Genomic DNA, 23,941 nt, shown 5'->3' on the forward strand with positions numbered 1-23,941 from the left:
CGAGAGTATCGAATCAATGCCGCACATTTTGATCGTCGAAGACGAAACCATTATCCGCTCCGCCTTGCGCCGCCTGCTGGAACGCAACCAGTACCAGGTCAGCGAAGCCGGCTCAGTGCAGGAAGCACAAGAACGCTTCAGTATTCCCACTTTCGATCTGATCGTCAGCGACCTGCGCCTGCCGGGCGCTCCGGGCACCGAACTGATCAAGCTCGGCCAGGGCACACCGGTGCTGATCATGACCAGCTACGCCAGCCTGCGCTCGGCGGTCGACTCGATGAAGATGGGCGCGGTGGACTACATCGCCAAGCCCTTCGACCACGACGAGATGCTGCAAGCCGTGGCGCGGATCCTGCGTGATCGCCAGTCGGCGCCTGCCGCCGGCGAAGTGGTCAGCGCGAAAACCGCCAATGGCAGCGGCAAACCGGCCGCCGACAACAGCAATGGCGAAATCGGCATCATCGGCTCCTGTCCGCCGATGCAGGACCTTTACAGCAAGATCCGTAAAGTCGCGCCGACCGACTCCAATGTCTTGATCCAGGGCGAATCCGGTACCGGTAAAGAACTGGTGGCGCGCGCCCTGCACAACCTGTCGAAACGCGCCAAGGCGCCGATGATCTCGGTGAACTGCGCGGCCATTCCGGAAAGCCTGATCGAATCCGAGCTGTTCGGCCACGAGAAAGGCGCGTTCACCGGCGCCAGCGCCGGACGTGCCGGGTTGGTCGAAGCGGCGGACGGCGGCACGCTGTTCCTCGACGAGATCGGCGAACTGCCGCTCGAAGCCCAGGCGCGTCTGCTGCGCGTGTTGCAGGAAGGCGAGATTCGCCGGGTCGGTTCGGTGCAGTCGCAGAAGGTTGATGTACGCCTGATTGCCGCGACCCACCGCGATCTCAAGAGCCTGGCAAAAATCGGCCAGTTCCGCGAAGACCTGTACTATCGCCTGCACGTGATCGCGCTGAAACTGCCGGCCCTGCGTGAGCGCGGTGCCGACGTCAATGAAATCGCCAATGCCTTCCTCGCGCGCCAGAGCGCGCGCATCAATCGCACCGACCTGAAATTCGCCGCCGACGCCGAGCAGGCGATCCGTCACTATTCGTGGCCGGGTAACGTGCGCGAACTGGAAAACGCTGTTGAGCGCGCGGTGATCCTCAGCGAAAGCGCGGAAATTTCCGCCGACCTGCTGGGCATCGATATCGAGCTCGGCGATCTGGAAGACGACGAGTTCATCGGCCTGCCGGCGCAAACGGCTGGCGGCGCCAGTAACAGCAGCCACGAGCCGACCGAAGACCTGTCGCTGGAGGACTACTTCCAGCATTTCGTCCTCGAGCACCAGGACCACATGACCGAAACCGAACTGGCGCGCAAACTCGGCGTCAGTCGCAAGTGCCTGTGGGAACGTCGCCAGCGCCTGGGCATTCCGCGGCGCAAGACCGGGGTCGCCAGCGAGAGCTGAACGTTACCTGTCGAGTGTGCGGGTAACCGTTGAAAACGTGAAAAAACTGTTACCGCAGACATTTCACGTAACAGAAGCCGGGGTTTACGGTAACGAAACCCCGGCTTTTTTTCGTCCTGCGAAAACCGTTATATCGACCTAACCCCTTGTTTTATTGGGGTTCACAAAAGTTGGCACGGCACCTGCTATATGTTTGGTACAAGAACAATAACAAGCAATGCACAAGACAATAAAAATAAGACGAATCGACTCACGCACAATAAAAACAAGACGGCGAGAGGCGCAGCTAACTGATTCTTTTGGAGAGGCGTTGTATTTGGGGCTTGCCCCACGACCAGGCCGAGAACAACAAAAACTGTCCTAAGACAGAGCCTGTACTGGTTGGATCGCAAGATCACTGCAATTCAGCGACCAAAGCAATCCGTTTGCTCTTGGCTCCCGATTGGGAGGGTCATGTCGGGAAACCGCATGGCGAGGGCACTCAACAAAAACAAGAAGCCCGAATCAATAATAAAAAGAGCACGCAACTACTTCTTGGGGAGCTTCGGCTCCCCTTGTAGTTTCTCCCGACCGGCAAAATCCCCTCCTGTTTGACCCAAGCCGCCCTTGCCACCCGTGGCTTGCAGCTCATCTCTGCCGCGTCCTACACCATCCCTCGACTAAATGCTAGAATCCCCGCCCATCATGCGGTCATTCTCTGGTATGGCCGAACATTCCTTCAAACAGTGCATCCCATGCTGAAGAAGCTGTTCCAGTCATTCCGAACTCCCCTGCGTCGTACGCAACACATCCGCAGCACCCCTGAAGTGCTCAACAGCGGCCAACATTCGCTGCAGAAGGCGCAATTCAGCCGCTATGCGGTCAATATCGTCGAACGCCTGCAGGGCGCCGGCTACCAGGCCTACCTGGTCGGTGGCTGCGTGCGCGACATGCTCCTGGGCATCACGCCCAAGGATTTCGACGTTGCCACCAGCGCCACCCCCGAGCAGGTCCGTGCCGAATTCCGCAATGCGCGAATCATCGGCCGCCGCTTCAAACTGGTGCATATCCATTTCGGTCGCGAAATCATCGAAGTCGCGACCTTCCGCGCCAATCACCCGCAGAATGAAGACGACGAAGACAGCAACCAGTCTTCGCGCAACGAAAGCGGGCGGATTCTGCGCGACAACGTCTACGGCACCCTGGAAGAAGACGCGCAACGCCGCGACTTCACCATCAACGCCCTGTATTACGATCCGATCAGCGAGCGCATTCTCGATTACGCCAATGGCGTGCACGATATCCGCAACCATCTGATCCGCCTGATCGGCGATCCGAAGCAGCGGTACCAGGAAGACCCGGTACGCATGCTGCGCGCCGTGCGTTTCGCCGCCAAGCTCAACTTCGGTATCGAGAAGCACACCGTGCAGCCGATCCGGGAACTGGCGCCGCTATTGCGCGAGATTCCGTCGGCGCGGCTGTTCGAGGAAGTGCTCAAGCTGTTCCTCTCCGGACACGGCGCCATCACGTTCGAGATGCTGGTCGACCTGCAACTGTTCGCACCGTTGTTCCCGGCCAGCGCCGAAGCGCTGGAATACAACCCCGAATACACCCACACGCTGATCAGTGAAGCGCTGAGCAACACCGACCTGCGCATCAAGCAGAACAAACCGGTGACCCCGGCGTTCCTGTTCGCCGCCCTGCTGTGGCCGGCCCTGCCGGCGCGCGTGCTGCGTCTGCAGGAGCGCGGCATGCCGCCGATTCCGGCGATGCAGGAAGCCGCCCACGAACTGATCGCCGAACAGTGCCAGCGCATTGCGATTCCGAAGCGCTTCACCCTGCCGATCCGTGAGATCTGGGACATGCAGGAGCGCCTGCCACGGCGCAGCGGCAAGCGCGCCGACCTGTTGCTGGACAACCCGCGTTTCCGCGCCGGCTACGATTTCCTGCTGCTGCGGGAAAGCGCCGGCGAGCAGACCGAAGGCCTGGGCGAGTGGTGGACCGATTACCAGGACGCCAACGACAGCGAGCGCCGCGACATGATCCGCGACCTCAGCGGCAAGGGTGATGACGCCAGCGGCGCGCCACGCAAGCGTCGCCGCAGCAGCGGCTCCAAGCGCAAGCGCGCCGGGGCTCCGAGCGCGACAGGCGAGTAACGGCATGGAACGCATCTACATCGGCATGGGCAGCAACCTGGCTGACCCGGCCGAACAATTGCGCAGCGCGCTCGACGCACTGGAGCAACTGCCGCAGACCCGTCTCGCCGGCGTCTCGGCGTTCTATCAGAGCGATTCCCTGCTGCCGGGCCAACCGCGTTACACCAACGCGGTCGCGGCGCTCGACAGTGCTCTGGCGCCACTGGAGCTGCTCGATGCCCTGCAAGCCATCGAAAACGATCAGGGGCGCGAGCGCCTCGAGCGCTGGGGCCCGCGCACCCTGGACCTGGACATTCTGCTGTTCGGCGAGCGCCTGATCGACGAACCGCGCCTGAAAGTCCCGCATTATCAGATTCAGGAACGTGCGTTCGTGCTCTATCCCCTGGCCGAACTGGCCCCGCAGGATCTGCTTCTTGCCGATGGCCGCACCCTCGCCGAGCTGCTGGCAGCCTGCCCGTTCGTCGGCCTCGAACGCCTCCCCCACGCCTGAAAATATTCCTGCCCATGTGAGCGCACTTGCTCGCGAAAGCGTCGTGTCAGTCACTCAATCAGTCAACTGACACACCGCTCGCGCGAGCAAGCACGCTCACACATCGAGTATTCCAATCCTGATTTTTTGTCGGACAAAAAACCCGCCAATCAGCCCTGTCGCGCCGCTGAATCGCATCAGTAACGTCGGTAACACTGGCCTCGTAACAATGCGGTAACACACGCAATTGACTTCCTCGTTTCTCCTCACGACTATAGGCGTCCCGCTGCCGCCAACCCGGCACACAAGGGCGCAATCCAGGCCTTATAAGCACGACAAAAGACCGTGCGCCTGAATAGATGACGAATCACGCGCGTTACTCGCAGCAGTTCCAAAGCGCCTGAACGAGGATTTCTTACATGCCAGCCATCACCCTGACCACGCTCCAGAGCCTCAAGCAGAAAGGTGAAAAGATCACCATGCTGACCTGCTATGACGCGACCTTCGCCCACGCCTGCAACGAGGCGGGTGTCGAAGTGCTGCTGGTGGGCGACTCCCTCGGCATGGTCCTGCAAGGTCACGACAGCACCCTGCCGGTGACCACCGCAGAAATGGCCTACCACGTTGCCAGCGTCAAACGTGGCAACAGCGATGCCCTGATCCTTGCCGACCTGCCCTTCATGGCCAACGCCACCCTCGAACAGACCCTGAGCAACAGCGCCATGCTGATGCAGGCCGGCGCGCACATGGTCAAGGTCGAAGGTGCGCTGTGGCTGGCGGAGTCGATCCGCCTGCTGGCCGAACGGGGTGTACCGGTGTGCGCGCACATGGGCCTGACCCCGCAGGCGGTGAACATTCTTGGCGGCTATAAAGTGCAGGGCCGCAACGAGAACCAGGCGCGGCAGATGCGTGCCGATGCGATCTCGCTGGAACAGGCTGGCGCGGCGATGCTGCTGCTCGAATGCGTACCGAGCGAACTGGCCGCCGAAATCAGCCAGGCGGTGAAGATTCCGGTCATCGGCATCGGTGCCGGCGCCGAAACCGACGGTCAGGTCCTGGTCCTGCACGACATGCTCGGCCTGTCGATCACCGGTCGCGTACCGAAGTTCGTGAAGAACTTCATGCTCGGCCAGGACAGCGTCCAGTCCGCACTGCAGGCTTATGTCAACGAAGTCAAAGCCGTCACTTTCCCTGGGATCGAACACGGATTCTCTGCATGAACACCGTCAAAACCGTACGTGAACTGCGCGCCGCCGTCGCCCGCGCGCGCAGCGAAGGCAAGCGCATCGGCTTCGTGCCGACCATGGGCAACCTGCACAGCGGCCACATCGCGCTGATCACCAAGGCCACCCAGCGCGTGGACTTCGTGGTGGCGAGCATCTTCGTCAACCCGCTGCAATTCGGCGCCGGCGAAGACCTCGACAAGTACCCGCGCACCCTCGCCGCCGATCAGGAAAAACTGCTGGAAGCCGGGTGCTCCCTGCTGTTCGCCCCGACCGTCGAAGAGATGTACCCCGATGGCATGGCCGGGCAGACCCGAGTCAGCGTGCCGCATCTGTCTGAAGGCCTGTGCGGCGCCAGCCGTCCGGGGCACTTCGAAGGCGTGGCGACGGTGGTCAGCAAACTGTTCAACATGGTCCAGCCGGACCTGGCGATCTTCGGTCAGAAGGACTTCCAGCAACTGGCGGTCATCCGCGCACTGGTCCATGACTTGAACATGCCCATCCAGATCATCGGCGAGCCCACCGTCCGTGCCGCCGATGGCTTGGCGCTGTCGTCGCGCAATGGCTTCCTCAGCGAAGAACAACGCGCCGTGGCCCCGGTGGTCTACCGCACCCTGAGCACGATTGCCGAGTCGATCAAACAGGGCGAGCGCGACTTCCCGGCCCTGATCCGCGCCCAGCTGCAACAGCTGGAGGCGGCGGGCCTGCGCCCGGACTACCTGGAGATCCGCCACGCCCTGACCTTGCGTCCGGCGGCAGCGGACGATCGCGACCTGGTGATTCTGGTAGCGGCGTTCCTTGGCACCACACGGTTGATAGACAACCTGCACCTGAACCTCGATCACCCGGACTGACCCGCAAAAACAGAAGATCGTCGCCGACCCATTGGCGTGGCCGGCGGCGATCTTTTGCGTTGTAACGCCTGAAAAAGCCTTTGTGCACAGCTGCGGCCGTTCGACTGCGGCCCCTCCAGTATCCCGCGCCCCTTCCGTTTGTCGGCCCGTTGCCATTCTAGATGTTAAAAAAGTACAGGTAACAGGTCAGAAGAAGCCAAGACAGATCGCAGCGCGAGGTTTACTGTATTGGCCCTGCGCCCCGCTAATCGTGTCGACGCAGCTGCCCCCTCGCCCAAACATGGCGGGGAGGTCTTTCAAGTGTTCAAAAGGCCGTTCAAGTAAAAAGGAAAACCGCAGCGATGGCGTACTACCGCACTCCTCATGACGTTACCGCTCTGCCTGCCTGGCAAGCGTTGAAAGATCACCGCCAAGCCATGCAGGATTTCAGCATGCGCGAAGCCTTCAACGCCGATCCGCAGCGCTTCAATCAGTTCACTCTCAGCAGCTGCGGACTGTTTCTCGATTATTCGAAGAATTTGATCAACGCCGAGACCCGCAACCTGCTGGTGGGCCTGGCCAACGAAGTCGATCTGCAGGGCGCGATCAAGGCCCTGTTCGACGGCGAAATCGTCAACGCTTCCGAAGGCCGCCCGGCACTGCACACCGCGCTGCGTCGTCCGGTGGGCGACAAGCTGTCGGTCAACGGCGTCAACGTGATGCCGGAAGTGCACAAGGTGCTGAACCAGATCACCGATCTGGTCGGCCGCATCCACGACGGCCTGTGGCGCGGATACACCGAGAAGCCGATCACCGACGTGGTGAACATCGGCATCGGTGGCTCGTTCCTCGGCCCCGAGCTGGTCTCCGAAGCCCTGCTGTCCTACGCCCAGAAAGGCGTGCGCTGCCACTATCTGGCGAACATCGACGGCAGTGAGTTCCACGAGCTGACGCAGAAACTGCGCGCCGAAACCACGCTGTTCATCGTCTCCTCGAAATCCTTCAACACCCTCGAAACCCTGAAGAACGCCCAGGCCGCGCGCGCCTGGTACCTGGCTCAGGGCGGGTCGGAGGCCGAGCTGTACCGCCACTTCATCGCCGTGTCGAGCAACAACGCCGCGGCCGTGGCGTTCGGTATCCGTGAAGAAAACATCTTCCCGATGTGGGATTGGGTCGGCGGGCGTTACTCGCTGTGGTCGGCCATCGGCCTGCCGATTGCCCTGGCCATCGGCATGTCCAACTTCAAGGAACTGCTGTCCGGTGCCTACACCATGGACCAGCACTTCCAGAGCGCGCCGTTCGAACAGAACATGCCGGTGCTGCTGGCCCTGCTCGGCGTGTGGTACGGCAACTTCTGGGGCGCGCAGAGCCACGCGATCCTGCCGTACGACCACTACCTGCGCAACATCACCAAACACTTGCAACAACTGGATATGGAATCCAACGGCAAGAGCGTGCGCCAGGACGGTACTTCGGTATCGACCGACACCGGCCCGGTGATCTGGGGCGGCGTCGGCTGCAACGGGCAGCACGCCTACCACCAGTTGCTGCACCAGGGCACCCAACTGATCCCGGCCGATTTCATCGTGCCGATCGTCAGCTTCAACCCGGTTTCCGATCACCATCAGTGGCTGTACGCCAACTGCCTGTCGCAGAGCCAGGCGCTGATGCTCGGCAAGACCCTGCAGGAAGCCGAAACCGAACTGCGCGACAAGGGCATGAGTGAAGAGCAGGTGCACAAACTCGCGCCGCACAAGGTGATCCCGGGCAACCGTCCGAGCAACACCCTGGTGGTCGAGCGCATCAGTCCGCGGCGTCTCGGCGCCTTGGTGGCGATGTATGAGCACAAAGTGTTCGTGCAGAGCGTGGTCTGGGGCATCAACGCCTTCGACCAGTGGGGCGTGGAGCTGGGCAAGGAGCTGGGCAAAGGCGTCTACAACCGCCTGGTCGGCAGCGAGGAAAGCGCCGCTGAAGACGCGTCCACCCAGGGTCTGATCAACTACTTCCGTGGCCGTCACCGCGGCTGATTTGATCGCACGGCGGTAACCCTGTGGGAGCGAGCCTGCTCGTGATGGCGGTTATTCATTCAACATCAACGTTGACTGAAACTCCGCCATCGCGAGCAAGCTCGCTCCCACAGTTGTTTTGCGCGTGACTTGAACCTGTTGACCTCTCGGCGCATCTTTATCCTTGTCGCACAACAAGAATAAGGAACCGTCATGTTCGATATCAGCACGTTCCCCAAAGCCGATGCCGTCCGCCGGGCTGCACAGTTGAGTCAGGACGACTACCAGCGCCTGTACCGCGAATCGATTGAACACCCCAGCGCCTTCTGGGCCGAACAGGCCACGCGGTTCCTCGACTGGAGCACGCCGTGGCAGACCGTCCAGCGCTACGACCTGAAGACCGGCGAAGCCGCCTGGTTTGCCGGTGGCAAGCTGAACGTCAGCTACAACTGCATCGACCGCCACCTGCAAACGCGCGGCGATCAGACCGCCATTCTCTGGGAAGGCGACGACCCCGCCGAATCGACGCAAATCACTTACGCCAAACTCCATCACCATGTCTGCCGCCTGGCCAACGTGCTGAAAAGCCGTGGCGTGAAAAAAGGCGACCGGGTCTGCATCTATATGCCGATGATTCCCGAGGCGGCGTACGCCATGCTCGCCTGCGCGCGGATCGGCGCGATTCATTCGGTGGTGTTCGGCGGTTTTTCCCCGGACTCCCTGCGCGACCGCATCCTCGATGCCGATTGCCGTACGGTGATCACCGCCGATGAAGGTGTCCGCGGCGGCAAGTTCGTCCCGCTCAAACAGAACGTCGACAAGGCCCTGCGGAGCTGTCCGAAGGTCACCACGGTGGTGGTGGTCGAGCGCACGCAGGGCCAGGTCGATTGGGTCGAGGGCCGCGACCTCTGGTATCACCAGGCTGTGCGCGATGTCAGTGACGATTGTCCGCCGGAGCCCATGGACGCCGAGGATCCGCTGTTCATCCTGTATACCTCGGGCAGCACCGGCAAACCCAAAGGTGTGCTGCACACCACCGGTGGCTATCTGCTGCAAGCGGCGATGACTTTCAAATACGTGCTCGACTACCGCGATGGCGAAGTGTTCTGGTGCACCGCCGACGTCGGCTGGGTAACCGGTCACAGCTACATCGTCTACGGCCCGCTGGCCAATGGTGCGACCACACTGATCTTCGAAGGTGTGCCGAGTTATCCGAGCACTTCGCGCTTCTGGCAGGTGATCGACAAGCATCAGGTCAACATTTTCTACACCGCGCCGACCGCACTGCGCGCGCTGATGCGCGAAGGTGCCGGGCCATTGCAGGAAACTTCGCGAGCCAGCCTCAGATTGCTCGGCAGCGTCGGTGAGCCGATCAACCCGGAAGCGTGGGAATGGTATTTCAACGTGGTCGGCGAACAGCGCTGCCCGATTGTCGATACCTGGTGGCAGACCGAAACCGGCGGCATCATGCTCAGCCCGCTGGTCAGCGCCCGGCGGATCAAACCGGGCTGCGCCACCCAACCGATGTTCGGCGTGCAACCGGTGTTGCTCGACGAGCACGGCAAGGAAATCAAGGGCGCCGGCAGCGGCGTGCTGGCCATCAAGTCGAGCTGGCCGGCGCAGATCCGCAGCGTCTACGGCGACCCGCAGCGCATGATCGAGACTTACTTCAAGCCCTACCCCGGTTACTACTTCACCGGTGACGGTGCGCGCCGCGACGAGGATGGCGACTACTGGATCACCGGGCGCATCGACGACGTGATCAACGTCTCCGGCCATCGCATCGGCACCGCGGAAGTGGAAAGCGCCCTGGTCCTGCACGACAGCATCGCCGAAGCCGCCGTGGTCGGTTATCCCCACGACGTCAAAGGCCAGGGTATCTATGCCTTCGTCACCCCCATGAACGGCGTCGAGCCCAGCGACGAACTGAAAAAGGACTTGCTGACCCATGTCAGCAAGGAAATCGGCAGCTTCGCCAAACCGGACCTGATCCAGTGGGCCCCGGCCCTGCCGAAGACCCGTTCGGGCAAGATCATGCGGCGGATCCTGCGCAAGATCGCCTGCAACGAACTCGACAGCCTCGGCGACACTTCGACCCTGGCCGATCCGAGCGTCGTACAGGGTCTGATCGACAAGCGCCTGAACCAATAAGGCAGCGGCAGGCTGACTGATTGCGCCCACACGCTGGTTTCACCGTCACCCGGGATGCTGCGCGTCCCGGTGTACGGTGGCGCAGTGCGCCAATGGCAATCCCGCGGTGCCCTGGCAAACTGCTAAACTCCCGCGCCCCAATTCCCTTCAGCAAGGCGCCCGCATGTCTTCCTTGAACCAGGCGCTGCGCGCCGCCCTCGACCAACGTCAGGCTCTGCTCGCCGAGCTGCACCGCCAGGGCACCGATTGCTATCGCCTGTTCCACGGCAGCCAGGAAGGCGCCGGCGGCCTGACCGTCGACCGTTACGGCCCGCAACTGTTGGTGCAGAGTTTCCACCAGACGCTGGAGCGCGACGCCCTGCTGCAGCTCCACGAGACGGTCAATCAGACCCTCGGTTTCGACTCGCTGCTGGTCTACAACGATCGCTCCCGTGGCAACTCGCGCATCGACCGCGAAGATCACGTCTACCGCGCCGAGGATGCCGCGCTGGCCGATCTGGTCGGGCATGAGTGGGGCCTGAACTATCGCGTGCGCGGGCGCCATGCCGGGCAGGATCCGCTGTTGTTCCTCGACCTGCGCAACACCCGCGGCTGGGTCAAGGATCACGCCAAGGGCAAAAGCGTGCTCAACCTCTTTGCCTACACCTGTGGTGTCGGTCTGAGTGCCGCCGCCGGTGGTGCGCGCGAGGTGTGCAATCTGGACTTCGCCGAAGGCAACCTGGCGGTCGGCCGCGAAAACGGTCGGCTCAACCCGCAGTTGCCCGAAATGCAATTCATCCAGTCCGATTATTTCCCGGCAATCCGCCAACTCGCCGGCCTGCCGATCAGCCAGCGCCGCGGGCAGAAACTGCCGAGCTATCAGCGCCTCGAACAGCGTCAGTACGATCTCGTGCTGCTCGACCCGCCGGCCTGGGCCAAAAGCGCGTTCGGCACCGTCGACCTGCTGCGCGACTACCAGAGCCTGCTCAAACCGGCGCTGCTGACTACCGCCGACAACGGCGTGCTGATCTGCTGCAACAACCTGGCGAAGGTCAGCATGGATGACTGGCGCGAACAGGTGCTGCGTTGCGCCGAGAAGGCCGGACGTCCGGTGCGCGAGTGGAGCGTGATGACCCCGGGCGCGGATTTCCCGTCGCAGGACCGGCAACCGCCGCTGAAGACTCTGATCCTGCAGCTCTGAACGGCGCCGGCCCAGGACGGCCGCGGCAGTCCGCGCGGTCCTGACGACTTTCAGACAATTCCTATAAAGCGAGGGGACTTCGGAACCGCAATCGCGTGCCATACTCCAAGGCACTCCGATTCAGAGATGACGCCGCACATGCCCAAAGGATTGATTCGCGCGATTGGCGCCTTGTTGACCTCTCTGGCTCTCTACAGCCTGCTGGGGTTTCTGATTTTGCCGGGCATTGCGCTGCGCGTGGCCAACCAGCAACTGGCCAACTACGCCACCGTGCCCGCGCATATCCAGCGCATCGAACTCAATCCGTTCAGTCTCGAGCTGACCCTCTGGGGCCTGGTGATCGGCGAGCCGGGCAAGGAACAGCTGGGCTTCGAACGCCTGTACGCCAACCTGCAACTCGACAGCCTGTGGACCAAGGCCCTGCACCTGTCCGATATCGAGCTGGAAAAATCCCGCACCGAAATTCTCTTCGCCAAGGACGGCACGCTCAATCTGCTCGGCCTGTTCAAGCTGCCGGCCAGCGAGCCGACCCCGGCCGACCCGAATGCCAAGCCGTTCCCGCTGCGCATCGACCGTATCCAGCTGGCCGGCGGCACCCTGCATTTCCAGGACGCACGGCCGAGCGAGCCGATCGAATTCCTCTACGACAAACTCGACTTCGAACTGAAAAACCTCAGCACCCTGCCCGAAGACAGCGCCGACATGACCCTGGTCGCCGCCGGCCCGGCCGGCGGGCAGATCGACTGGAAAGGCAACTTCAGCCTGATCCCGATCACTTCCGAAGGCACATTGAAAGTCACCGACGGCAAGATGAAATCGTTCTGGCCGTACGTGCGTGATGCGCTGCCGCTGGTCCTCGAAGACGGTGTGCTCAACCTCAGTACCGACTACAAGCTGAACCTGTCGAAAGAAACCGAACTGCAGTTGAACAACGTGGCGGTGAGCATTGCGCCCTTCGCGATCAAGGCGCCGGACGGACGCCCGTTGGCAAAACTCGAGCGTCTGGATGTCAGCGAAACCTCGGTGGACCTGGCCAAGCAGCAAGTGCTGGTCGGCAAGATCCGCAGCCAGAAACTGGAAACCTGGGCCGCGCTCGAGGCCGACGGGCAACTGGACTGGCAGAAACTGTTCGCCAGCCAACCATCGAAACCGGCGGCCAAGGCGGCGGCGGAGCCGAAATCCACCCCGGCCGCCGCCGACTCGCCGAAAGCCGAGCCGACCGCGCCGAGCAAGCCCTGGCAAGTGCTGCTCAAGGACGTGCAACTGCGTGACTATAAAGTGCACCTCGCCGACCGCTCGGCCAAGCCGGAAGTGGCACTGGATATCACGCCGCTGAACGTCGACCTGCAGGATTTCGACAGCCTCAACGGCTCCCCCTTCAAGGTCAGGCTCGATGGCGGCCTGGGCAAGCAAGGCAAGATCAGCGCCGACGGCGTGGTCAACCTGGCCCCGGTCACCGCCCAGCTCAACGTGAAGACCCAGGACATCGACCTGCGCGTCGCCCAGTCGTACATCAACCCGTTCATTCGCCTGGAACTGCGCAGCGGCATGCTCGGCAGTGACCTCAAGGTCAATCTCAAGAGCACCGAGCCCCTGGCGCTGAGCGTCACCGGGCGCGCGCAGGTCGATCAGCTGCACACCCTCGACACCCTGAAAACCCGCGACTTCCTCAAGTGGCAGCAAGTGGTGGTCGAAGGCTTGAATTATCAACATGGCGACAGCCTGTCGATCGACCGGGTCAACCTGTTCCAGCCCTATGCGCGCTTCATGATCAACGATGACCGCACCACCAACATCGATGACCTGCTGATCCCGCAGCCAGCGGATTCGCCAGCCAAACCGGCGGCGGCCAAACCCGCCGGCAATCAGAAGCCATTGGGCATTCACATTGGCGGGATCGCCATCAACGACGGCTCGGCCAACTTCGCCGACTTCAGCCTGACACCGAACTTCGCCACGGCGATCCAGCAGCTCAACGGCCAGATCGGCACCATCGACAGCCGCCAGGCGAAACCGGCCAGCGTCGACATCAAGGGCAAGGTCGACCGCTATGCGCCCGTGACCATCAAGGGCGCGGTCAACCCGTTCGACCCGATGGCCAGTCTCGACATCGCCACCAGTTTCAAACGCGTCGAACTGACCACGCTGACGCCCTACTCCGGCAAGTTCGCCGGTTACCGCATCCGCAAGGGCCGGCTCAATCTCGACCTGCATTACCTGATCACCAAAGGCCAGCTCAAGGCCGAAAACAAAGTGGTGGTGGAGCAGTTGCAACTGGGCGAGAAAGTCGACAGCCCGGATGCCGTGAGCCTGCCGCTGAAACTGGCGATTGCCTTGCTCAAGGACGTCGACGGCAAGATTTCCATCGAGCTGCCGGTGACCGGCGACCTGAACAACCCGCAGTTCAGTGTCATGCCGATTGTCTGGCAGACCCTGCGCAATCTCATCGTCAAGGCTGCTGCGGCGCCGTTCAAACTGATCGGTGGACTGGTCAGCGGCGGCGGTTCCGAAGACCTCGGCACCGTATCGTTCGCACCCGGATCCAGTGAGCTGAACAAGGACGCCGAAGCGGCGCTGGTGAAACTGTCCCAGGCGCTGAAGGAACGTCCGGCCCTGCGCCTGGAAATCGAAGGCACCGCCGCACAAAGCAGCGACGGCCCGCTGCTCGCCGAGCAGCGCCTGGAGCGCGAATACCAGTACAACTACTACAAGATGCTCCAGCGTCGCGGCGACAAGGTGCCGGCGCAGGCCTCGCTGATCCAGGTGCCGGACGCGGAAAAAGGCCCGCTGCTGGAAGGTATCTACCGCACACGTCTGAAAACCCAGCCGCCGGCCGAATGGAAGGATCTGGGCAAGGAAGAACGCACCGCGAAAATGCGCGCCGACGTGATCAAGTTCTGGAGCTCCAGCGACGTGCTGCTGCGCCAGCTCGGCCAGGATCGCGCCAGCAGCATCAAGGATTACCTGGTGGACAAAGGGCAACTGGCGGATGATCGCGTGTACTTCATCGACGCCAATCTGGGCGAGGCCGAAAGCGATGGCCGCGTGGTGACCCAAATGCATCTGGATGCCGAATGATGGCCGGTAAATGGCTGGCCGTCGCGGCCCTGCTGATGGTCGCCGGTCAGGCCTCGGCGTCCGACACCCTGCGCTGCGGCAGCCAACTGGTGAGCCTGGGCGACCGTGCCAGCGAAGTGCTGCAGAAGTGCGGGGAGCCGGTCAGTCGCGATGCTCTCGGTTACAAGCGCAGTGCCAATCGCCGCGAAGAATTCCAGGTCGAGGAATGGACCTACGGCCCGAGCAACGGCATGTACCAATACCTGCGTTTCGAGGGCAATCGCCTGCGAGAGATCAACAGCAAGCGCGGCAACTGAACGATCAGAAAACTGACCGCCAGCGGCAGCGCTTACTCGGAACAAGTACTCCAGACCAGGAACTGCTGCCAGGCGGCGATTCATTCCTTTGCCCAAATAGAACAGGCCCCGACACAAGTGCCGGGGCCTGTAATGGCCACATCCGTATGGCCGTTCGCATGAACTCTAAAGTTGCGGCAGACGTATTGCTCGGCCCGTCTGTCGCGTCTTCTCCCGGTTCAGGCGAGAAGTCTTGCCTTACTCGGCTTTCAGGCCGTCAGCGGAGACCGCTTTGACGCCTTTGATTTTCTTGGTGATGTTTACCGCGGTGGTTTTCTGAGCCTCGGTCACAGCGACGTCAGAGGACAGGGAAACCACACCTTTGTTGGTTTCGACTTTGATGTCGGTACCAGGAATGCCTTTTTCGGTTACCAGGTCGCTTTTGACTTTGGTAGTGATCCAGGTATCGGAAGTAGCTTCTTTAGCCTTGGTGACTTCACCGGCAGCCAGAGTCATTGGAGCCTGGGTAGCCTGAGTGGATTGTGCGAAAGCACCGGAAGCCATGGTCAGGGTCAGCGCGGTAGCAGCAGCGGCAGTGATAGCGAACTTCTTCATACGAGTAACTCCTGTTTTTTCTGGAAAGTCTGCTGCGTGTCTTGTCAGCAGGGTTACAGGACATATTGCGAACGCTGTGCCAACTTTTGCCAAGACAATAAATCCTTATAAATCAATAAGTTACCCAAACAGGAAATTTTCGGAATCATGCAAATTGCATGACCCTCGAATAATCTACATGCAAGTTGCGGCTTTTCGGAAAGTTCCTAACCTGCTGAAATTATTCGAGCTTTTAAAAACCGCAAGACATAAAAAAGCCCCGCAATGCGGGGCTTTTCCTCAGGCGGCAGCGTGCAAGCGCTTACCGTCAGACACCTGGGCAACTGGTGGTTGTGTAATCCTTCGAGCCGGAGAATTTGCATGTCCAGCCGGTGGCGGCAGCGCGGGTCAGGGTAACGGTCTGGCTCAGCACCGGAGCGGGAGCGTTGAGCAAGGTACAGGTGATGGTGCCGCTGCCGTCGGCCACTTTCCCCGTCACTGCCAATGTGCAGTTCTGCGTTGCAGCGGTGCCGCCATTGACATTGGTGATGGTCGGATCGGCCGACCCGGCGTTGATCACGTCTTCGAAATTGACTTTGAGCGCAGAGGCTTCGGCAATCCCGGCGGTCACTTTGGCCCGCGCCTGATACTTGGAATATTGCGGCAGGGCGATGGTCGCCAGAATGCCGATGATCGCCACGACGATCAGCAGCTCGATCAGAGTGAAACCTTTTTGGTTGTTCATAGACAGGCTCTCCATGCATGAGTCGAAATCTCATGATCTGTACAGACCTCAGCACAGCCCATGCCAACGTGCTACACGCCCCGCACAGCGGGCGCGCCAGCGTTCCCGCGCGCTTTCCTACAACCTCTAGCCGCACTATCTGACATTTTTTGTCACCTGCACCCGCCGTGTTTGGCGCTGTCACTTGACTAGGCTATAAGTCATGAACTGCAAGCATGCGGAATCCCCATGAATGACATCGCTCTGAGCGGCCTCGCAAAGAAACTGGTACAGGCTGAACTGCTCACGGAAAAAAACGCCCAGCAAGCCTGGCAACAGGCCCAGCGCAATCGCCTGTCACTGGTCAGCTACCTGGTGCAGAACAAACTGGTGAAAAGCTGGCAGGTCGCGGAGATTGCCTCCGAGCATTTCGGCATGGCCCTGCTCGATCTCAATTGCCTGGACAAGGAAACCCAGCCCAAGGGCCTGGTCAGCGAAAAACTGGTGCGCCAGCATCATGCCCTGCCACTCTGGCGCCGCGGCAACAAGCTGTTCGTGGGGATTTCCGACCCCAGCAATCACCAGGCGATCAACGACATTCAGTTCAGCACCGGACTGAGCACCGAGGCCATCCTCGTCGAGGACGACAAGCTTACCGACGCCATCGAGAAATTTTTCGACACCCACACCAGCGGCCTCGAGGATATGGCCGATGTCGATCTCGATGGCCTCGACGTCGAATCCATCGACGACAGCCGCCAGGACACCCTCGGCGGGCTTGATGCCGACGACGCGCCCGTCGTGCGTTTCGTCCACAAGATGTTGCTGGATGCGATCAAGAGCGGTTCGTCCGACCTGCACTTCGAACCCTACGAGAAAAACTACCGCGTGCGGGTGCGTACCGACGGCATTCTGCGCGAGGTGGCCAAGCCGCCGATCCAACTGGCCGGGCGCATCGCCGCGCGCCTGAAAGTCATGGCCAGCCTGGACATCTCCGAACGCCGCAAACCCCAGGACGGGCGAATCAAGATGCGCCTGTCGAAAAGCAAGTCGATCGACTTCCGGGTCAACACCCTGCCGACCCTGTGGGGCGAAAAAGTGGTGATCCGGATCCTCGATCCGTCCAGCGCGCAGATCGGCATCGATGCCCTCGGCTACGAGCCCGAGCAGAAAGAGCTGTACATGGCCGCATTGAGGCAGCCGCAAGGCATGATCCTGGTCACCGGGCCCACCGGTTCGGGGAAAACCGTGTCGCTGTATACCGGGCTGAATATTCTCAACACCGTCGACATCAATATTTCCACCGCCGAGGACCCGGTGGAGATCAACATGGAAGGCATCAACCAGGTCAACGTCAATCCGAAACAGGGCCTCGACTTTGCCCAGGCGCTGCGTTCGTTCCTGCGTCAGGACCCGGACGTGATCATGGTCGGCGAGATCCGCGACCTCGAGACCGCCGAGATCGCGATCAAGGCTGCGCAGACCGGCCACCTGGTATTGTCGACACTGCACACCAACAGCGCCGCGCAAACCCTGACCCGCCTGCACAACATGGGCGTCCCCGGCTTCAACATCGCCACCTCGATCAGCCTGATCATCGCCCAGCGCCTGGCGCGCAAACTGTGCAGCCACTGCAAGAAACCGATCGAGATTCCCCGCGAGACCCTGCTCAAGGAAGGCTTCCCCGAGGAACGCATCGGCAGCTTCACGATCTATGAGCCGGTCGGCTGCGATCACTGCAACGGCGGTTACAAGGGGCGCGTGGGGATTTATGAGGTGGTGAAGAACACAGCCGAGTTGCAACGCCTGATCATGGCCGAGGGCAATGCCCTGGAAATCGACATTCAAATGCGCCGCGACGGCTTCGACGACCTGCGCACCTCGGGCCTGCACAAGGCCATGCAAGGCATCACCAGCCTTGAGGAAATCAACCGGGTCACCAAGGACTGAACATGGCGGTCAAGGCAGCGAAAATCAGCGTGTACGCCTGGGAAGGCACGGACAGGAAAGGCAGCAAGGTCACCGGCGAACTGAGCGGGCAGAACCCCGCGCTGATCAAGGCGCAGTTGCGCAAGCAAGGCATCAACCCGGGCAAGGTGCGCAGGAAATCCGCCTCGCTGTTCAATCTGGGCAAACGCATCAAGGCCCGGGACATCTCCCTCTTCACCCGGCAGATGGCAACCATGATGAAGGCCGGGGTACCGCTGCTGCAGTCGTTCGACATCATTGGCGAAGGTTTCGACAACCCGGCGATGCGCAAACTGGTGGACGACATCAAGCAGGAGGTCGCGGCCGGCAACAGTTTTGCCACGGCGCTGCGCAAGAAGCCGCAGTATTTCGATGAGCTGTACTGCAACCTGGTGGATGCCGGCGAGCAGTCCGGCGCCCTCGACACCCTGCTGGAGCGGGTCGCCACCTACAAGGAAAAGAGCGAAAGTCTCAAGGCCAAGATCAAGAAAGCCATGACCTACCCGTCCGCCGTGGTGCTGGTGGCGGCGGTCGTCACCGGGATCCTGCTGGTCAAAGTGGTGCCGCAGTTCCAGTCGGTGTTCTCCGGCTTCGGCGCCGAGCTGCCGGCCTTCACCCTGATGGTGATCAGCCTTTCGGCGTTCATGCAGCAATGGTGGTGGGCGGTTCTCGGCGGACTGGTCGCCGCGTTTTTCGGCACGCGCCATGCGCTGAAAAAATCCCAGGCCCTGCGCGACCGCCGCGACGCCTGGCTGCTGAAGCTGCCGCTGGTGGGGTCGCTGATGTACAAGTCCGCGGTGGCACGTTTCGCCCGCACGCTGTCGACCACATTCGCCGCCGGGGTGCCGCTGGTCGAAGCGCTGGACTCGGTGGCCGGCGCCGCCGGCAACGTGGTGTTCAAGCGCGCGATCCTGCGCATTCGCCAGGACGTCGCCACCGGTATGCAGCTGAATTTTTCCATGCGCAGCACCGGGATCTTTCCCACCATGGCGGTGCAGATGACCGCGATCGGCGAGGAGTCCGGGGCGCTCGACGAAATGCTCGCCAAGGTCGCCGGGTTCTACGAGGACGAGGTGGATAACATGGTCGACAACCTCACCAGCCTGATGGAGCCATTCATCATGGTCGTGCTCGGGGTAATCGTCGGCGGGCTGGTGGTGGCCATGTACCTGCCGATCTTCCAGCTCGGCTCAGCGATCTGACATGCCCATTGACGAACTCCTGAGCCTCTATCCGCTGGCCTTTGTCGGCAGCGCCCTGCTGCTCGGGCTGGTCGTGGGCAGTTTTCTCAATGTGCTGGTCTGGCGCCTGCCGAAAATGCTCGAGCGCGAGTGGCGCCAGCAGGCCCATGACGTGCTCGGCCTGCCCGTCGAGACACCGCTGCCGATCTACAACCTGATGCTGCCGCATTCGCAGTGCCCGCATTGTGCGCATCGCATCCGCGCCTGGGAAAACATCCCCGTGCTCAGTTACCTGTGCCTGCGCGGGCGCTGCTCGGCGTGCGCCGCTCCGATCAGCAAGCGCTATCCACTGACCGAACTGGCCTGCGGCCTGCTATCGGCATTCATCGCCTGGCACCTGGGATTCGGCTGGCCGGCATGCCTGCTGATCGTGCTCAGTTGGGGCCTGCTGGCGATGAGTCTGATCGACATCGAACATCAGCTGCTGCCCGACGTGCTGGTCCTGCCGCTGTTGTGGCTGGGGTTGATCGTCAACAGCTTCGGGGTGTTCGTGTCGCTGCACGAGGCGCTATGGGGCGCGGTGGCCGGTTATCTGGCGTTGTGGTCGGTGTTCTGGCTGTTCAAGCTGCTCACTGGCAAGGACGGCATCGGACATGGCGACTTCAAGCTGCTGGCGCTGCTCGGGGCCTGGGGCGGCTGGCAGATTCTGCCGCTGACCATCCTGCTGGCATCGCTGGTGGGCGCCCTCCTCGGGGTGATTGTGCTCAAGCTGCGCGAGCAGAAAACCTCGACGCCGATCCCCTTCGGACCGTATCTGGCAATTGCCGGCTGGATTGCCTTGCTCTGGGGTGGTCAAATAACCGCCTTCTATTGGCAGTTTGTCGGTTTGAAATGAATACCCCTGTGGAAAAACCCTGGATTCTCGGCCTGACCGGCGGCATCGGCAGCGGTAAAAGCGCCGCGGCCCAGCACTTCATCGACCTCGGCATCCATGTGGTCGACGCCGATCACGCGGCCCGCTGGGTGGTCGAGCCGGGTCGCCCGGCGCTGGCGACCATCGCCGAGCACTTCGGCCCCGGCGTGTTGCAGGCCGATGGCACGCTCGACCGCGCCGCCCTGCGCAAGCTGATCTTCGAAGTGCCGGAGCAACGGCGCTGGCTCGAGGCCCTGCTGCACCCGCTGATCGCCGAGGAAATCGCCCATCACCTGGCGCTGGCACAATCGCCTTATGCGATTCTGGTGTCGCCGCTGCTGATCGAGTCCGGGCAATACACGATGACCCAGCGCATCCTGGTCATCGACGCCCCGCAACAACTGCAGATCGAGCGCACCCTGCAGCGTGACCAGACCAGCGAGCAGCAGGTCCAGGCGATCCTCAAGGCGCAATCGAGCCGCGAAGACCGCGTGAGCCGTGCCGACGACGTGGTGGTCAACGACCGCGACCTCGCCTGGCTGCACAGCGAAGTCGAACGCCTGCATCACTTTTACCTGACGTTAACCGGAGGCCGCTCATGAGCCAGATCCCAACCGTAGAATGCCCCACCTGCGGCGCACCCGTGGAATTCACGCCGAAGAACGAATTCCGTCCGTTCTGCTCGCATCGCTGCAAACTGATCGACCTCGGCGCCTGGGCGTCCGAGGAACACAAGATTCCGGTCGCCCCGGATGCCGAGGACGAGCTGTTTTCCGGCGATTTCGATCCGCGTCACTGAAGCCCGGTCAGGGCCGCATGAAGCCGTAGTCCTGATCGTCGTCGAGGTTTTCCGCAAGAAAGCGCAACTCGTCGGCCAGATCTTCGGCGTTGCGCACCGCCTTGCTCTGCTGCACCACGGCGCTGAGCAGGGCGCGCAGGCTCAGGCCCGGATCGAAGCCCACCTCCTGCGCCATTTCCAGACTCTGCCGGGTTTCCTGCCTCGCCCACTCGTACACACTCATGCCGCTGCTCCTGAAGGGATTTGCGCGAGCATGAAATGCCCCGCGCCGGGCAGGTTTGATGTGGATCAAGACTTGGGGTCGTCATCCTTCCACGGCGCCGAAAGGTAGCGGGTGCGATTGAATGTCTCGAGCCATTCGGGGCTGAACACCACCAGCGCGCTGATGACCATGCCGTTGATGAACGCTTCCGGAAAAATCAGCAGCCACAGGTAACCGATGAAATCCTCCAGCCATTCCGGCAAGGCGAACAGGCCGTCGTACCACAGCCAGGTCAGGCTCAGCCCCAGGCACAGCAGTGCCGACAGGGCGGCGGCAAAAAACGCCGAGCAGAAGATATACACAAACGGATTACGTGGCTGCGCACGCTCGACCAGAATCGCCACGCACTCGGTGACCAGCACCGGCAGCACAATGAACAGCGTGCCGTTGACCCCGAGCGCCGCCAGATCCTGGCGCCCGAGCAGCACCAGGCCGAGCTGCGCCACCAGCGCGCCGACGATTGCCAGCGGCCAGTCCAGCAGCAGGGTCACCGCCGTCATGCCGATGAAGTGATAGGACACGCCCGTGTCGAAATCACGGCGCACCAGCCACAGCAGAAACAACGCGAACACCGTGCCGAACAGCAGATGCTGGCGGCGGCTGTCGCTGAACAACTCGACCCACGGCGCGCGGCAGATCGCCCAGAGCAGCACCGGCAGGTAGATCAACCCGCCGAAGACCAGGCTCGCGGACGACAGCAGCTCGGCGCCGATCATGGCCGGGCCTGCTCCAGCGCCTCGCGCAGCGCGGCGGCATCGGTGTACTCATGCTGCGCCAGCAGGCGGCCGTCCTTGAGCTGCAACCACAGCACCGCACCGTCAGCGGCGCGATAGCGCGACGCCACCCGGCCCTCGCGATCCAGCATGACCCGGTAGTTGTAATCGCGCATGGCGGGCACGGCGAACATTTTCGCGATCAACGCCGGCATGCGCTGGATATCGGCGACGAACACCGCGTGGCGCGCTTCCAGATAGCCCTTGGGCCGATCCTGCAAGGCGGCCTTGACCAACTTGGCGCCCTCCATGTCGCGCGCCACCAGCAGCGTCGTGGTGCGGTTGTCGAGGGTGAAGGCCTGGTCGTACTGATCCAGCAGCGTCCAGGGGGCGAGGCGTTCGCCGGGTTCCAGCGCCTGGGCCCACAACGGGATGAAAGCCAACAACACAAGCCAGCGAAACGTCATGTTCATCTTCCCTCGATTCGACGCTGATACGTGGTGCCCTTCAGTCTACACCGCCGCTCTGGCATGCCCACTGATGCACTTTGCCGCGCAACGCTTTCTGCTTGTCGTAATTGGACGCTAAGCTTGGGCCTATGGATGACTCTGATTACTTACGCCTGCTGACCATTGCGGCCGAGCAAGCCAACGCGTTCCTGTCCAATGCCCGCAAATGGGAGCGTGAGCGTTGGGTTTGCCAGCGCCTGCTGCAAGGGCTGAACATTCCCTACCGCGCCGACGAATTCGCCCCCGCCGGGGAACCGCCGGACGTGTTGTTTCGCGACGCCAATTTCGAAGTGTTCTTCGTCCTCGACGAGGGCCGACGCCTCAACGACGAGTGGCGCGACGAACTGCAACGCCGGCGCAGCGCGTTTTCCCTGAGCCAACTGGTGCGCCGCGAAGCCAAGCCGCGGCGGATCCCGGCCAATGAGTTTCTGCTCAGACTGGCGCCGACCTTGCGCAAAAAGGCGCACAACTACAAGGAGCGCGGCATGGATCTGGGCGAACTGGACATCATCGCCTTCGCCAGCCTCAAGCGCGAAGTGCTCGACCTCAACAGCCACTTTCCGCCGCCGACCGAGTACCTGCGCCAGGGCTGGCGCTCGCTGTCACTGGTCGGGCCGACCTTCGCCCGGGTGCTGTTTGCCCACCCCGACGCGCCGGATTTCCTGCGCAGCAACCTCGGGCGCAGCATTGTCTTCGATGTCGGGATCAGCCTGTGACGCCCCTTCAGCAGTTGATCGCCGATGTCCCGCAGACCGGCCGCGTACGCTGGATCGGCGTGCGCCCCGAATCCCGCGGGCCGATGCTTGAACTCGACGCCGTCGAGGCGCGCCTGGAAGCCGGGCTGACCGGCGATCACGCTCGCCCCGGCGTGCGCAATGCGCGTCAGGTGACGCTGATCCAGTGGGAGCACCTGGCGGTCATCAGCGCGCTGATGGGGCGGCCGGCGGAGCAACCGGTCCGACCTGAAGATCTGCGGCGCAATCTGGTCATCAGTGGCATCAACCTGTTCAGCCTCAAGGGCCGGCGCTTTCGCATCGGCCAGGCGATCTTCGAGACGACCGGCTGGTGCCAGCCGTGCGCGCGGCTGCAGCACAACCTCGGCCCGGGCACCTTCCAGGCGGTGCGCGGGCATGGCGGAATCACCGCGCGAGTGTTACAAAGCGGGATCATTCGCCTCGACGACAGGGTGTCCGTCGAACCGCTGCCGGCCAGCGGCTATGCTGCGTTCAACCCCGGTTGAAAAGCGCTGTAGCTTCTCCTCCTTCAGCAACGTCTATCTGACGAGGCCTTTATGACCAGCCGCCTGAACCCCGAAGACCAGAAGCATGTCGAAGAGTACCTGCAACTGTCGCAGCACCGTGTCGAGCGCCGGCCTTTCCGGCCGTGGATGCTCCTGGTGCTGGTCGTGGCAGTGACCGTTGGTCTGGGCCTGCTGAGCCGACTTATCAGTTACCTGACGCTATGAGCTGCCTTGC

23 protein-coding genes are annotated in these 23,941 nt (G+C 62.1%); 18 read left to right on the forward strand and 5 right to left on the reverse strand.

Annotated features, from left to right (window positions below):
- Positions 1-16: 16 nt before the first annotated feature.
- From QRN70_RS12320 to QRN70_RS12365, 10 genes are all read left to right on the forward strand, one after another.
- A complete protein-coding gene (locus QRN70_RS12320) occupies positions 17-1,453 on the forward strand; it encodes a sigma-54-dependent transcriptional regulator (RefSeq protein WP_285418158.1) in 1,437 nt (478 codons plus the stop codon).
- Positions 1,454-2,187: 734 nt separating this feature from the next.
- Positions 2,188-3,588 (forward strand): polynucleotide adenylyltransferase PcnB, encoded by a 1,401-nt coding sequence (locus tag QRN70_RS12325; RefSeq protein ID WP_285418159.1) that lies wholly within the window; start codon positions 2,188-2,190, stop codon positions 3,586-3,588.
- A 4-nt stretch (positions 3,589-3,592) separates the two neighbouring features.
- Complete coding sequence (folK, locus tag QRN70_RS12330) at positions 3,593-4,078, forward strand: 2-amino-4-hydroxy-6-hydroxymethyldihydropteridine diphosphokinase (protein WP_285418160.1); 486 nt, start codon at positions 3,593-3,595, stop codon at positions 4,076-4,078.
- Between the two features lie 398 nt (positions 4,079-4,476).
- A complete protein-coding gene (panB, locus tag QRN70_RS12335; protein ID WP_285418163.1) occupies positions 4,477-5,277 on the forward strand; it encodes a 3-methyl-2-oxobutanoate hydroxymethyltransferase in 801 nt (266 codons plus the stop codon).
- Entirely contained in the window at positions 5,274-6,134 is an 861-nt protein-coding gene (gene panC, locus QRN70_RS12340) for a pantoate--beta-alanine ligase (RefSeq protein ID WP_285418164.1), read from the forward strand. Before panB ends, panC begins: the two co-directional genes overlap by 4 nt.
- 341 nt (positions 6,135-6,475) lie before the next feature.
- Entirely contained in the window at positions 6,476-8,140 is a 1,665-nt protein-coding gene (gene pgi / locus QRN70_RS12345; RefSeq protein ID WP_285418165.1) for a glucose-6-phosphate isomerase, read from the forward strand.
- A 192-nt stretch (positions 8,141-8,332) separates the two neighbouring features.
- Positions 8,333-10,270: an acetate--CoA ligase gene (gene acs, locus QRN70_RS12350; RefSeq protein ID WP_285418166.1), complete on the forward strand. Its 1,938-nt coding sequence runs from the start codon at positions 8,333-8,335 to the stop codon at positions 10,268-10,270.
- A gap of 163 nt (positions 10,271-10,433) precedes the next feature.
- A complete protein-coding gene (locus QRN70_RS12355; protein ID WP_285418168.1) occupies positions 10,434-11,450 on the forward strand; it encodes a class I SAM-dependent rRNA methyltransferase in 1,017 nt (338 codons plus the stop codon).
- 126 nt (positions 11,451-11,576) lie between these two features.
- The gene (locus QRN70_RS12360) at positions 11,577-14,528 is read left to right on the forward strand and encodes a DUF748 domain-containing protein (RefSeq protein ID WP_285418170.1); all 2,952 of its coding nucleotides are present in this window, start codon (positions 11,577-11,579) and stop codon (positions 14,526-14,528) included.
- Complete coding sequence (locus QRN70_RS12365) at positions 14,528-14,824, forward strand: DUF2845 domain-containing protein (RefSeq protein WP_285418559.1); 297 nt, start codon at positions 14,528-14,530, stop codon at positions 14,822-14,824. Before QRN70_RS12360 ends, QRN70_RS12365 begins: the two co-directional genes overlap by 1 nt.
- A gap of 237 nt (positions 14,825-15,061) precedes the next feature.
- On the opposite strand, the gene QRN70_RS12370 is transcribed toward QRN70_RS12365, so the two are convergent.
- Together QRN70_RS12370 and QRN70_RS12375 are read right to left on the reverse strand one after the other, a co-directional pair.
- A complete protein-coding gene (locus QRN70_RS12370) occupies positions 15,062-15,418 on the reverse strand; it encodes a BON domain-containing protein (RefSeq protein WP_285418172.1) in 357 nt (118 codons plus the stop codon).
- 307 nt (positions 15,419-15,725) lie between these two features.
- A complete protein-coding gene (locus QRN70_RS12375) occupies positions 15,726-16,142 on the reverse strand; it encodes a pilin (protein WP_285418174.1) in 417 nt (138 codons plus the stop codon).
- 228 nt (positions 16,143-16,370) lie between these two features.
- On the opposite strand from QRN70_RS12375, the gene pilB reads away from it, so the two are divergent.
- Genes pilB through yacG form a run of 5 tightly spaced genes read left to right on the forward strand, consistent with a single transcriptional unit; the run spans position 16,371 to position 20,982 of the window.
- Entirely contained in the window at positions 16,371-18,071 is a 1,701-nt protein-coding gene (pilB, locus tag QRN70_RS12380; protein WP_285418176.1) for a type IV-A pilus assembly ATPase PilB, read from the forward strand.
- Positions 18,072-18,073: 2 nt separating this feature from the next.
- Complete coding sequence (locus tag QRN70_RS12385; protein ID WP_285418178.1) at positions 18,074-19,291, forward strand: type II secretion system F family protein; 1,218 nt, start codon at positions 18,074-18,076, stop codon at positions 19,289-19,291.
- Between the two features lies 1 nt (position 19,292).
- Positions 19,293-20,165, forward strand: coding sequence for a prepilin peptidase (locus tag QRN70_RS12390; protein ID WP_285418180.1), 873 nt, complete (start codon positions 19,293-19,295; stop codon positions 20,163-20,165).
- Positions 20,162-20,785 carry a dephospho-CoA kinase gene (gene coaE, locus QRN70_RS12395; protein WP_285418183.1) on the forward strand — a complete coding sequence of 208 codons (624 nt, stop codon included), beginning with the start codon at positions 20,162-20,164 and terminating at the stop codon, positions 20,783-20,785. Before QRN70_RS12390 ends, coaE begins: the two co-directional genes overlap by 4 nt.
- Positions 20,782-20,982: a DNA gyrase inhibitor YacG gene (yacG, locus tag QRN70_RS12400; protein ID WP_285418185.1), complete on the forward strand. Its 201-nt coding sequence runs from the start codon at positions 20,782-20,784 to the stop codon at positions 20,980-20,982. The genes coaE and yacG overlap by 4 nt, the downstream gene beginning before the upstream one ends.
- Positions 20,983-20,989: 7 nt before the next feature.
- On the opposite strand, the gene QRN70_RS12405 is transcribed toward yacG, so the two are convergent.
- From QRN70_RS12405 to QRN70_RS12415, 3 genes are all read right to left on the reverse strand, one after another.
- Complete coding sequence (locus QRN70_RS12405) at positions 20,990-21,205, reverse strand: hypothetical protein (protein ID WP_007959584.1); 216 nt, start codon at positions 21,203-21,205, stop codon at positions 20,990-20,992.
- Between the two features lie 65 nt (positions 21,206-21,270).
- A complete protein-coding gene (locus tag QRN70_RS12410; RefSeq protein ID WP_285418187.1) occupies positions 21,271-21,960 on the reverse strand; it encodes an energy-coupling factor ABC transporter permease in 690 nt (229 codons plus the stop codon).
- Positions 21,957-22,424 carry an FAD/FMN-containing dehydrogenase gene (locus QRN70_RS12415; RefSeq protein ID WP_285418189.1) on the reverse strand — a complete coding sequence of 156 codons (468 nt, stop codon included), beginning with the start codon at positions 22,422-22,424 and terminating at the stop codon, positions 21,957-21,959. The genes QRN70_RS12410 and QRN70_RS12415 overlap by 4 nt, the downstream gene beginning before the upstream one ends.
- A 131-nt stretch (positions 22,425-22,555) precedes the next feature.
- Here QRN70_RS12415 and QRN70_RS12420 point away from each other — a divergent pair, with 131 nt between their 5' ends.
- Genes QRN70_RS12420 through QRN70_RS12430 form a run of 3 tightly spaced genes read left to right on the forward strand, consistent with a single transcriptional unit; the run spans position 22,556 to position 23,931 of the window.
- On the forward strand, positions 22,556-23,182 hold the full coding sequence (locus tag QRN70_RS12420; RefSeq protein WP_003228301.1) for a DUF1780 domain-containing protein: 627 nt from the start codon (positions 22,556-22,558) through the stop codon (positions 23,180-23,182).
- A complete protein-coding gene (locus QRN70_RS12425) occupies positions 23,179-23,706 on the forward strand; it encodes an MOSC domain-containing protein (RefSeq protein WP_285418191.1) in 528 nt (175 codons plus the stop codon). Before QRN70_RS12420 ends, QRN70_RS12425 begins: the two co-directional genes overlap by 4 nt.
- A 51-nt stretch (positions 23,707-23,757) precedes the next feature.
- Positions 23,758-23,931 carry a DUF3094 family protein gene (locus QRN70_RS12430; protein ID WP_169843341.1) on the forward strand — a complete coding sequence of 58 codons (174 nt, stop codon included), beginning with the start codon at positions 23,758-23,760 and terminating at the stop codon, positions 23,929-23,931.
- Positions 23,932-23,941: the final 10 nt, after the last annotated feature.

The sequence above is a fragment of the Pseudomonas sp. efr-133-TYG-5 genome (genome assembly GCF_030209175.1).
GTDB lineage: Bacteria > Pseudomonadota > Gammaproteobacteria > Pseudomonadales > Pseudomonadaceae > Aquipseudomonas.